Origin of the sequence: Planctomonas sp. JC2975, assembly GCF_012985205.1 — a bacterium.
GTDB lineage: Bacteria > Actinomycetota > Actinomycetes > Actinomycetales > Microbacteriaceae > Humibacter.
Genome location: NZ_JABEKS010000001.1, coordinates 1674426 through 1687615 on the forward strand (window position 1 = coordinate 1674426; position 13190 = coordinate 1687615).

Here is a 13190-nt window from a genome sequence, read left to right on the forward strand (position 1 = left end):
CTAGACGCGGCGGCGGCGGCGGGCGACGAGCAGTGCCAGCCCGGCGAGGAGGGCGAGGACGGCGAGGGCGAGCCCGGGTGCGGCATCCGATCCGGTCGCTGCGATGGCCGTTCCGTTGCCGGTGCCTGACGCCTGAGTGCCTGCTCCCCGGGCGGACGCACCTGAGCCGCTGCCCGATCCACCGCCGGACGGCGGGTTCGGGATGACCTGCGGCGGCTGCAGGTTGATGTAGACGTTGCGGATACCTGCGTGCTCGTACGCCGGATCGTCGCTCTCGCTCGAGTGGCTGATCGTCTCGACCACCTCGTTCGGGTCGATCACCGTTCCGGGCGCGTAGCGAACGTAGATCGTGTGCGCGCTCGTGTCGCCGGCAGCGATGACGAGCATGATCATCGGGGCGAAGGTCACGCCGTCGAGCGAGACGAGCGCGTAGGGGGCGCCGGGGCCGTATGCGACGGAGATGGTGATGTAGACATCCGCGGTGGGTGCCGTCGCCAGCTGGATCGTGTACGTGTCCTGCGTCTGGCCGCTCGGCAGGATGACCGTGCCGCCACCGGACTCTGTGACGATGATCTGACCGTCGCCGGCGACCGGATCGACCACCGGGATGACCGGGAACACCGGCGGATCCTCGTTCGGAAGCATGTACGGCAGCAGCCCGATGGGTGCTGCGTGCTGACGCGACGGTGCGGACCGGAAGTTGCGGAACAGCAGGTTCAGCCCGTCTCCGCTCGCGCCGTTGATGTTCGAGGAGACATGCCCGAGGCCGCCGAAGATGTCGATGCGCACCGTGCTGAGACCTGATCCGCCGTCCACGGTCACCAGGCCGTCGGGCAGGAACCCTGATGCCCCCTCCATCGTGCGGAACACGAATGCCGAGTTGCCGCCGCCCGCCTCGAGCCGCAGCTCGGCGAGGTTGTGGTTGACGAGGAAGAGGTCGTTGCCCAGGCCGCCGTAGATGGTCGTCGGGAAGCTGATGCCGGGGCTCACGTAGCCGTCGCTCGTGAGGATGGTCGAGAAGGCGTCCTCCGGGTGAACGGCCGGCGCGGCGCGCGGCGTCTCGTAGACCTGCCCGATGATGAACGTGTCGTTGCCTGCGCCACCGTTGATCGTCGTGATCGCACTGTTGTCGTCAACGGCGAACACGTCGTTCCCGCCCAGTCCGTTCACCGTGAGCCTGGCGTTGATGTGGTCGTCGTAGTCGATGCGCTCCCCTGCCGTCGGTGAGTGCAGCAGGGCGACGAACGCGGGCTGCTGAGCCTGCGGCTGATCCGGGATGATGGACGAGCCGCGCAGCAGGAACACGTCCGGCCCGTCGGATCCGTTGATCGTCAGGGTGTTGAGGCCACCCCTGGCGCCCGTGTTCAGCACCTCGAGGCGGTAATCGTGGTTCAGCGGATCCACGCTGCCCCAGGTGGTGATCACGTAGGAGTTGTTCCCCAGCTCGCCGTCGAGGTGCAGCGTGTCGCGCACCTGCGTGCCGTCGTACGGATCGCCGGAGGTGTCGAGGTGCGTGGTCGTCATCGTCTGCAGGTGGTCGACGACGAACGTGTCGTTCCCGTCCGGGGTGGTTCCGCCTGGACCACCGGCCGTGGAGGTCGCTCCGCCGTAGACATCGGTCTGGCCGCCGAGGTACGTGTGGTCGAACACGAACGAGTCGTTTCCGGCGCCGCCGAAGACGTGCGTCGGATGCCCGGTGAGGGTTCCGCCGAAGAACAGGGCGGATCCGATCGGCGTCGCCGGGTTCTGTCCGTACTCGCCGTAGATCGTGACCGTTGCGCCCTGGATGACCGCACCGACGGGCTCAGTGAGGTCGTCGCCGACCTGGAGCAGCACATCCGTCGCGGCGACGATGCGGCCCTGCGTGACGATGTCCGCGCCGTCGAGCGTCGAGCCCGTGTCGATGATGGTCAGATCGGAGTCGCCGCTGCCGTCGTACGGCAGGGCGATGCGCACGCCGCCGAAGAGCGACTCCGCGCGGAGCACGATGAGCGAGCCGGATGTCTGGGTGAGGTCGATGTCCGCCGGCGGGTTCGACCCGGGAGGCAGCGACGACGTGCGGTCTGTGAAGGCGTAGAGGCGTCCGGTGGGCGACGTGCTGATGCCGAAGGTCGCGCCCGTCGCGCCGATCGCGCCGTTGTGCGCGATCAGGTCGATGTTCGCGCCAGCCGCCTGGACCGCCTTGGTCGGGTCGTCGTCGAGGATCGAACCGTTCAGGTTCGTCAGCGCGACGTCCCCCGTGAAGGAGTCGACGAATCCGACGAACAGGTCTCCGGTCGTCTGCGTGAGGTAGATGCCGTCGAGGGCGAGGGCCCGCACGTGACCGCGCGCCGCGTGCGAGGACTGCAGCTCGAGGTAGTTCGTGTCTGGGGTCACGAATCCGATGCCGCCGAACTGGGCGAGCAGCGTGATCGTGTTGCCGATGACGTGGGCGGTGTCGTCGTCTGCGGCCGCGACGTCGAAGATGGACGCGCCCGCTGCATCCGCTGCGATCAGGGTCACGTCCGAGGCGGTTGACGTGATGGTGCCGACGCGGAGGTCGCTGATCGTCTCGGTGTCGATGATGTAGCCGTTCGTGAACATGTCGATCTCGCCGACGTGGTCGCTGACGGAGAACGGCACGGGGAACTCGGCGCCGGCGAGCGTGGCGTCCACGTTCGTCGTCGCGTCGATGTTCAGCGTCGCGCGAGCCGCCGTGTGGATGACCCGGATGTCGTTGCCCGCGCTCAGGTCCGGGAACACGTACGTCGAGTCGTACGGACGGTTCACCGTGCCGAAGGCCGTGAGCACCAGGGACAGGTCGTACGTCGGCGTCGTGTCCGGCCAGAAGTAGACCTTGTACTGGCCGGTCGGCGGGAACGTCGTGCCGATGTGATCGGTGTTGTAGACGTTCACCTGCAGGTAGTCGGAGGAGATCACGGGAACGTCGTCGCCCTGCAGGCTGTCGCCGAGCACGAGGTCGATGTTGTGGCCTGCGTGGATGGGTCCGAGCGTCGGCGTGAACGGCACGGGAGTGCCGCGCAGGATGGACGTGATGTTCAGCACGACGTCGTCGAGGGCATCGGCGATCAGAGCGACGAATCGTGTCGGATCCACGTTGTCCACGAGATAGTCGCTCTGCACGAGCTGCACGGGGATGGGGACACGCACCACCGCTCCGCCGACGGTTGCGTAGGAGCCGATGGTGCCGGCATCCGCGTAGATCGCCAACGTGTTCGTGGTGATCAGCGGCGCATCGGGACCGGCGAGGATGTCGCCGTGCTGGTTGTCGACGCGCGTCGAGCCGATGGGGTTGTAGATCCAGCCGTCGATGACCAGCTGCGGGGTGCCCCCGCCGTCGAGGTAGTTCTCGATGTCGACGGCCGTCGGCGTGAAGATCGGCGTGCCGACGCTGAAGCGGAAGTCGGGGCTCTCATCGACCAGGATCTGCATGGTCGCCGCCGTGTTCGTGAGGTTCACGACGCCGACGGCGTGCACCACCATCGACCGGTTCGAGTGGTTGTAGAGCTTCACGAAGTCGAACGTGTTCTGCACGGTGAACGTGGCCTGCGTGCCGGTGAGCGTCGAGGCGGGGGCACTCGCGCCGTTCGGCTGGGTGGGCGGCGTGTTCGCGTGGAAGACGACGGTGGCGCCTCCCGTGTTCGCGATGTCCTGCACCTCGATGGTGCGGCCGGTCGGGATCGTGGCCCCGAGGCCGTACGTGTTGCCCAGGTCGTCCTTCACGACCACGCCGTACAGCTTGGTGATGGTGCCCGTCGCATCCACCACGAGCTGCGGATCGGGGGCGTGCAGGTACACGTCGGCGTTCCAGACGATGCTGCGCACCGCGTTGTTCGTGACGCTTCCTCCGCGGCCGCCGCCGTCGAATGCGGCACCGCTGCGGTCGCGAGACCAGGTCCAGCCGAGCTCGTTCTGCAGCGCCTCGACGTCGAGGGCCGCCGTGCGGATGATCGCTCCCGCCTCCGCCGTGACGTTGGAGGTGCTCTGGTACGAGTCGGTGGAATCCGAGTCGGTGTCGCCGCCCAGGCATCCGCAGTTCGCGTTCGAGTGCGCGATCAGCAGAATGGCCTGATGCTCGGCCGTCAGGGTCACCGACTCGTAGCCGACGATCTTCGTGTCGTGCTCGATCAGCAGGTCGGAGTTCGAGGTGACGTAGATGTTCGAGGAGGCCTTCGAACCGGCGCCGACGGCCTTCGCGTGCGTGTAACTCTGGTTGTTCAGGGTCATCGCGCCGACGTTCGAGGTGATCTCCACGGTGTCGGCCGTGATGGCGGCTCCCGGCTGGATGTCGACGTTCGTGGTGTCGGTGACGTTGATGTCGCAGGTGGGGCCGCCGCAGCGTCCTGCGTTCGCGTCGGCTCCGAGACCGCCCGCCTCGGCGTGGGTGCTCACGTTCGCGTATGCCTGGCTCTGCGATCCGATCGAGGCGTCGTCGCCGGCGGTGATGTGCCCTGCGATGTTCGTCGTCGCCGTGATGGTGATGGTGGCGCCCGCATCCGATTCGACGCCGGAGCCCAGCCCCTCCGCACTGGACTGGCTCGACGCGTTCGCCTGGCCGACCGTGACCGGGGCGATGGTCACGTTGTGCGCCGCGGTGAGCGCTGCGCCCTGGCCGACCGTGACGATGGTGGACGTCACGGTCTTCGCGGTGCCCTCCGCACTGCCGATCGCGACGAGGCCGCCGCCGCTGTTCGATGCGTTGGCGGTGACGCCGGCGTTCGAGTTCGTGGTCACCGTGATGCTTCCGCCCGCCGTGAGAACGGCTCCGCCACCGATGGTGACGACCACCGAGGCGTTCTCCGACGCCGTCGGAGTCGCGTTGCTCGAGGAGATGAAGCCGCCGCCGGATCCGGCGACCGTCGCCGTCGACTGCTGCCCGCCGCCCGGCGTGCCGCCGCCGATGCCGAGTGCCGTCAGCGACTGGGTTCCGCTGCCAGGGGAGCTGAGGTCGAGCACCAGTTGCTGAACCGCGCTGCCGCCAGTGGCGATGCTGACCGGAGCCGCGGTGAACGTGCCGACCCCGATGATGCCTGCCCCGTTCAGCGGCAGTGCCGTTCCGCCCTTCGTCGCCGAGACCTGGAGCTGCGTCGTCGAGTTGGAGATCACGTAGTAGCGCCCTCCGTCGTCCAGGCCCTGGATGGGCTGCTGGCCAGGGATCCACAGGCCGTGGACGACGGCCTCGCCCGCGTCCGACTTGTCGGGGGTCAGCGGAACGGCCTTGACCGGGATGGGGTTGTTGGATCCGTCGACGCAGCCTCCCGTTGCCTCGCACATCGTGTTCGCCAGCGAGATGACATTCGGGTTGACGACGATCACGTAGTACGTGTGGCCGTTCAGCAGGCCGCCGATCGGATCGGACGCCCCCTCGTAGACGACGGCCTCGCCCGTGGTGAGCCCGTGGCCCTGGATGACGATCTCGTTGTTGTCCTGATCGACGAGGTGCTGCGGGTTGCCGGTCAGCACCGGAGCGCCGCTGCCATCCGTCTGGATGTTCACCTGCTGGCTGGAGAACGTCACGAGCGCTGGCGCAGCCGTGTAGACGACGGCGTCGCCCGGCTTGAACGCGTTGCCCACCGTGAACGTGTTTCCGCCCGTGACGTTCGATCCCGTGACGGAGACCGAGGACTGCGATTCGTTCGCGTCGTAGAGCTGGATGTGCGAGGCATCCACGACGTGCACGCGGTACTGGTGACCCGCGATGAGTCCGGGAACCGCCGTTCCGCCGCTCGGCACCGTGTAGACGACGATGTCGCCCTCGTGCAGGTTGTGGTCGAGCGGCACGAAGGATCCGCCGACCGTCGCACCGAACGCGATGGTGTTGGTCGACGGGTCGACCTGGGCGCCGTCGAAGAGCGATCCGAGCTCGACGGCGTTCGCGCCGACGACGATCACGTTGTAGTCGAATCCGTTCGTCAGCCCGCCGACCGGCGTTCCGCCCTGCGAGCTGTACGTGACGGTGCTGCCCGTGGTGAAGCTGTGCGGTGCCGTCAGCGTGATCACATTGCTGGTGACGCCCGACGCGTCGAACTGGCTCGAGTTCGGTGCGGGCGGCGCCTGCGTGTTCTGCTGGGCCGTCGCCGTGATCGTGCCGCCGGCGTAGATCTGGGCGTTCGCGCCGATGAAGAGGTTGACCGTGGGGTTCGTGGTGACCGACGCCGTGTTGTTCGCCAGGTCGAGGGCGATACCGACGTGCTCGCTCTCGGAGGCGGCGATGGACACGGGGTTCGAGGAGACGCCGATGGTGATGTCGCCGACGGCGGAGACCGGCGCACCCGCCGTGCCGAAGTCCGTCTCGACCAGGGTCGCCGTCGCCGCGTTCGCTCCGGCGTTCGCCACGGAGAGGCCGCCGACGCTCGTGTCGCTGATCAGCGCCGTTGCGCTGTCCGTGCCTGTCGCCAGCACCTGGAACGACTGGGCGCCCGGCGTCGTTGCGCTCGCTCCGTGCGCCGCACCGAGCATCCTCGCGAAGGTCTGGGCGTTGTCGGTGGCGTGCGGGTTCGCGCTGGAGATGGATCCGAGGCCGCCGTTGGTCGATCCGCCCTTCGCCGTTGCGGAGTTCGTGGCGGTGGAGACGACGGATACGGAGCCGTTCGGCGCGTTCAGCACGGCGCCCTGACCGATGTTCGCCTGCGTGACGACCCCGCTCGTGACGGTGGCCTGGGGAGACGAGTCGGATGCGCCGGCCAGGCCGAATGCGCGTGCCCCGGAGACGGACGACGCGATCGACGTCGACGTGGCGGAGACCGCCAGCCCGGTGCCTCCGCTGAGGCCGCCATCGAACTCGGCTCCGGTCGGCGCCGCGATCTGCGCGATCGGGAAGCTCGCGTTGCCTGCGATGAGTCCGCCGTCGAGCGTGTCGGTGGATGCGGTGGCGGTGTTGCCGCTGGTGGCCTTCACGGTGACGCTGCCCGTTGTCACCATGGCACCCGAACCGAACGTCGCCTGAACGGATGCCGAGCCGAGCACCTCGGAATCCACTGCGGCGCCCGTGAGGCTCGCCAGTCCGATGCCGAGCGACTCCGTCGTCGCCGTTGTGCTGTTCGTGCCGGATGCCGCGATCGTGGCACCGGTGGATCCGAGGACCGCTCCGCCGAACGTCGCCGCAACCGGCGCCGCAACGACGGCCTTCGCGAAGAACACGCCGCCGTGTATGAGACCGCCGCCCGTTGACGTGATCTCCGCGTCTGCCGTGTTGCCTCCTGCGCCGAGTGAGGCCGTCACCGTGACGAATCCCGTTGCCGTGAGCCTCGTCGACGTGCTCACCGAAGCGCCAACCCCCGCGGTCGATTGCACCTCGGCGTCGGCGAGCGCTCCGGTGGCGCCGATGATGCTGAAATTGTCGGCGCTGGCCGTCGCCTGTGCCGTGTTCTGGCCGGACGCCGTGACCGAGAAGGCCCCCGAGGTCGTCGTTCCGCCGTCGAACTCGGCCGTCGTGCCGGCCGCGACGATCGCGATCGGCGTGAGCCCGCTCAGTGCGATGCCGCCGACCGTGACCTGCGACGGTGTCGCGGTCGCGTGGTTGACCGAGGATGCCGACACCAGCAGGGCGCCGGATCCCGCGTTCACCGTGGTGGCGGTGGAGTCGACGATGGCGGTGACGGATGCGGACGAGGTGATGCGGGCATCCGCTCCGCCCAGCGCGCCCGCCAGGATGCCGATGCCGAGCAGGGCGGAATCCGCGGTTGCCGTGTTCTGCGCGCCCGCCGAGACGGTCAGCCCGTTCGCCGAGAGCACCGGATCGCCGAGTTCCGCCCGGGTGGCGGCCTCGACATGCGCGAACGGCAGAGTCGCGCTGAGCGTGAAGGCTCCGATGCTGCCCACCTGGGTGTCGACTGTCGCCGTGTTGTTGCTCGTGGCCTTGACGGTGACGGAACCCGTCGAGCCGATGGTGCCGCCGGTGGGGATCGCCGTCGTCGCCGCACTGGAGGCGATCAGCGCGACGAGGCCGGCCGCCGTGACGCCGGCGAACGAGACCGATCCGACTGTCGTGTTCGCCTCGGCGCGGCTCGTGGAGTCCGCGGTGACCGAGACGCCGCCCGACGAGGACACCGTGGTGCGCAGCTCGGCAGTCGTCGGTGCGAGCAGCTCGGCATCCGCTGTGTACGCACCGGCGTTGATGATGCCGCCACCACCGCCCAGCACCTTCGCGAAGGCGTAGTTGCCGTGGCCGTTGCCGTCGACGACGATGGCGGCCTTGACCGACACCAGGCCGCTGGAGGCGATGCTCGCCGACGCCCCGATGCTCGCCAGCACTTGAGCGCTCTGCTCGACGTGCGCCACAGGGAAGGTGCCCTGCCCGCCGCCGAGGAGGGCGATGTTGAGCACGTCGGCCTCTGCGCTCGCCTGGTTCTGACCCGAAGCTGCGACCGCGACGGCACCTGATGCCGTGACCTGCCCGTCGAGGTGGGCCTCGGTGGTGCCGGTGACGAGCGCGATCGGCAGCATGAGCGTGACGCCGACTCCGCTGAACGTGCCGCCCTGCGCGAGCACTGTCGCGTGGTTCGCGGACGTCGCCGAGACGGCGACGGTGCCGCCCGCGCTGACGCTGGATCCCTTCGTCATCTCGGCGACCGTCGTGCGCTCGTCTCTAGAGACGACGACCATGATGCCGGCGGCGATGGTGCCCGTCGCCACGCCGAGCGTGCTCGCCGAGGTGGTGTTCGTGCCGGACGCGGCGACCGACATCCCGCCGCTCAACGTCGCGTGCCCGTTGAACGCGGCCGTCGTGGCACCGGAGATGTGGGCTATCGCTCCTGCGCCTGTGATGCCGACGCCGATGCCGCCCTGCACCGAGTACGCCTGCGTCGGGACGGTGATCTGCGACTGGGCCAGCATGTTCACGCCGCCGGCCGGTGCGGCTGCGCCTATCGTGACGTCGCCGATGGTCGCCGTCGTGTTGCCGTCCACCTCGGCGTCGGCGACCGCAGCGCCGACGGCTGCTGCGCCGATCGCGATGCCGATCGCCAGCGGGTTGACCGTGCGGACGGTCTTCGCCTCGACGTCGACCGTGCCACCGGCCGTCGGGATGACGGCTCCGGTGTCGATGTGCGCGGTCTGCGACGCGTGGCTGGTGATCACCGCGACCTGCGCGCCGACGCTGATGAGGCCGCCCTGCCCCGCGAAGGCGATGCCGAAGTCGTTCTCGGTGACGACGGACTGCACGCTCACGTCGCCGCCGGCCGTGATGGACACTCCAGTTGCGACCCCGGCATCCGAGGTGCTCGTCAGGTTGGCGATGGCGACGGATCCGCCGGCCGCCGCGATGCCGACGGCCACCGTACCGACGACGCCGAGATACGAGTTCTGCTCGTTCGCGGCCATCCGCACGCTGCCGCCCACCACGATGACGGTGCCGGCGCCGATCTCGCTCGTCGTACTGCCAGGCACCTGCGGCGCGTCGAACTCGTTGTTCACGAGGTCGCTGCCCGGCGCAGCGCCCTGCACGGATCCGGACGCCGACGTCAGCGACGGAGCGATCCGCGCGTTGGTCACCGAGTCCGCCGTGCTGTTGCCCGCGTTGTCCAGGATGTGCTGATACCCGCCAGACCCTGCACCGTTCGCGATGCCTCCGGACTGCGTCTGCGCGCTCGTGCCGCTCGACGGCGCGAGCGCGTCTGCCGCAGCCTCCCACTGCGTGTGCGACGTGTCCGCCACCGGGTCCAGTGTCGGACCGTCGACGAGCGCGCCGTACCGTTGGCCGTCGGATGCGGTGACCACGTCGCCCTTCACGTAGCTGCCGGCCGAACTCCACGTTCCCTTGTCGACGCCGTTCGCGCCGGCGTTGTAGGAGGTGGTCGGGTCGGTGCCGACGGTCCACACGGACACGGATGCCGCGATGCCGACGGCGCCGAGGCCGACGCTCAGCGCGTAGCTGTGGATGGACTTGGCGGCGAGCGCGTTCAGCACGAGATCCCGCGCCGCGTCCACCGTGGCGTAGCCGCCGATGTATGCCTGCGTCGCGGTCTGCGCGATGCCGATGTCGATGCCGCCTGCGACCCCGACGAGGCCGCCTGCCATGCCGCCGCCGATGGTGAGCGCGGACGTGGCGTCGGCTGCCGATACGTTCACGGACTGCTGCGATCCCGCTCCGGCCGCGGTGTTGATGCGGGTGCGGTTCAGCAGGTTGCTGTCGATGAACGCCTCGGTGGTCGCGTGCAGCAGCGTGACGTCGACGCCGCCCGCGACGCCCGCCGCTCCGGCACCGACGGCGACGGCCAGCCCGAAGATCTTCTCGCTCGATCCCGCTTGCACCGCGAGGCCGTTGAACGGCGAGGTGCCGAATCCGGTGCCGGCGAACGTTCCGTCGTAGACACCGCTCAGCGTGTTCGCCGGCTGCGTCGCCTTCGCGTCGACGATGCTGCCAGCGCCGATGAACGCCCTGGTGTCCTTGGTGATCGACGTGACTGTCACCCCGATTCCGACGCCGACGAACCCGCCGGAGATGCCGCCGCCGACCGCGATGATCGACGTGTCGTCGTGTGCGCCGATCAGCACGTTGTTGCCTGCCGCGATCGTCACGGCGAGGCCGGTGTCCGCGTAGGTGTGCGTGGTGAGCACGATGACGGACGCCGCTCCCGCGACCCCGACGAGACCGCCGGATGCGGTGACCGCGACGGAGGTGACGGCATCCGTCGCCGTGCCGACCACGTCGACGTCGCGCTGGGCGGCGACGTACGCGCTCTGGTCGATGAAGGCATCCGCGGTCAGCTTCACGACGCCGACCGTCGCGCTGGCGCCGACGCCCACGGTTCCGCCGGCGGCCACTGCCGAGATCATCAGCAGCCGGAACGCGTTGCCGGCGTCGACGAGCACGGACTGGGCGGCATCCGCTCCCCCGTTGGAGGAGTCGACCTGAGCGTACTTTCCGACGAAGGCGGTCGTGGTCGCGGTGACGACGTTGACGCTGCCGCCGACGCCCACCCCTGCGATGCCCGCGAAGCTCGCCGTCACGCCGGCTGCCGAGATGTCGTCGCTGTTGTTGGCCGTGATCGCGACGCCGTGGAATCCGGTCGCCGTGTTGCCGGTGACGGTCTGCGTGCCCAGCGTCGCCGCGGGGTTCGGCGACGGCTGGTCGCCCTGCTTCACGATGCTGTGCGCACGGCCCGTCGCAGCTGCCGCGTTGAGCGTGATGGCGGTCTGCACACTGCCCGAGCAGCCCTTCGCGGTGGGGTCGGCGTGGCAGAGCGAGTCGGCCAGCTGGATCTGGTGCGAACCAGGCGCCCCGGGAATGACGTAGTACTCGCCCCCGTCGACGAGACCGCCGATCGGCGTGCCGCCGCCCGAGCTGTAGATGACCGGATCGCCGAGGGAGACGTCGAGGTCGTACGGCAGCGTGATCACGGTGCCCGCCACGGCGCCTGAGGTGTGGGGGTCGAAGTACGGCGTCGTGCTCTGCGGCACGGAGGCCTGATCCGTCGGCACGAGACGCTGCGACTCGCCGCCGCGTGCCGGTGCGCTGAGCGGGATCGCCGCGCCGCCCGGCGTCAGGGACAGCTGGATGTCCGTCGGCGAGACGACGTGCACGTAGTACACCTGGCCCTGGGTGAGCCCGACGATCTGGTCGCCTCCGCCGTCGTCGTACATCACCTGCTCGCCCTCGGTGTAGCTGTGGGTGAACGGCAGGTGCAGAGTGACGCCGTCTGCCTGGATCGCGGATGGCGAGAATCGGGTGTCGACCTGCGTCGTGCTGAATCCGCCGGTGTTCACCGTGAGGCCGGGTGTGGTGCCCAGCGCGTTCAGCACCGAGAAGTCGCCGAGGAACGCGGTCGTCGTCTTCGTGACGACGGGAACGGCCGCAGCGGCGCCGACACCCGCCGTGCCGCCGACCGCGATGGCTCCGGCCACCACCGTCATCGTCAGCTGCTCGTTCGCGGCGATGCGGGCGTTGCCTCCGGCGTTCACGACGGCGCGGGACGTCGTGCAGTTCGCTGGCGTCACCTGGGCCGCCTGACACCGCTCTCCGATCCACGCCTGGGTGACGATCGTGAACACCGGAACCGCCGCGTTGACGGCGACCGCGGCGACGCCGCCGCCGGCACCGCCCGTGGAGATGGAGATGACGTTCTCGCTCGAGGTGGCGTCGATGGTGGCATCGCCGACGACGTTCGCTGTCGTGCCCGGCGCGATCCACGCCTGGGTGGTCTTGTTCAGCACCTCGATGTCGGCGCCTGCGCCGACGCCCGCCGTGCCGCCGATCGCGAGCTGTCCGGCGGCGCCCTTGAGCGTCGTGGTGTCGGATGCCGCAAGCGCGATGCCCTGCCCAGGCTGCGCGAGCGTGTTGTCGTGGTTGATCGTGACGCCGGCGTCGATGTGGGCGGTGGTGGTGTTGTTCTGAACGCCGACGGTGGCGGATCCTGCCACGCCCGCGGTGCCGCCTCCCGCGCCGCCGATGGCGAGGAGCGTCTCGTTCTCGGATTGAGTGGCACCGATGGCGAGGCCGGGAGCGCCGTAGGTCTGGATGTCGTCGCCGGCGGCGATGTACGCATCCACGATGCCGGTGCGCACGAGGGTCGCCGAGGAGACGCCGACGCCAGCGCTGCCGCCGACCGTGAGGTTGCCGGTGTAGAGCGCGAGGGCGGGGAGAGTGTCGGACGCCTGGATGCTGATGCCGCCGCCGGCATGCAGCACGGTCGGCGAGGCGCCGCCGTCGACGTAGGCGCGCGTGCCAGGGGCGTTCGAGCCCTGGTTGATGACCATGACGATGATGGATCCGACGACGGCCGCGTTCGTGGAGGCCGCCGCATCGACGGCCACGGCGGTGATGGACTCCGTCGCCGTCGCCGTGATCGCGACGCTGCCGCCGAGGCGAGCGGTGACGCCGTCGCCGATGTAGGCGCGCACGTCCTTGTTCAGCACGTCGACGACGAGGCCGAGTCCGACGCCCACCGAACCGGCGGTGAGGGCGATGGCACCCGCGAGTTGGACGAACGTCGTGTCGTCGCGCGCCGAGATCGTGATCGACTGCGCGGGGCTCACCGGCACGTGCTGGTTCACCGCTGTGCCGCCCGCGATGTAGGCACGGGTGGTGAGGTTCATCACGTCGACGATCACGGATCCGCCGATGGCGACGCCGCTCGTTCCCGCGCCGCCCGCGATGGCCACCGACGTGACGGCGATGGTGATCAACGGGATGTCGGGCACGACGAGCGCCCCGATGGATGCGGTCGCAGTGATGAGGATGGCGCCGCCGG

General features: G+C 69.4%; 1 protein-coding gene (only partly in view). It reads right to left on the minus strand.

Features of this window, described 5'->3' with window-relative positions:
• Positions 1–13190, minus strand: the final stretch of a protein-coding gene (locus tag HII28_RS07725; RefSeq protein WP_170024867.1) for a hypothetical protein. It continues 18595 nt past the right edge of the window; the window shows 13190 of its 31785 coding nt (coding positions 18596–31785); its start codon lies beyond the right edge, outside the window — the gene reads right to left on this strand; it ends in the stop codon at positions 1–3.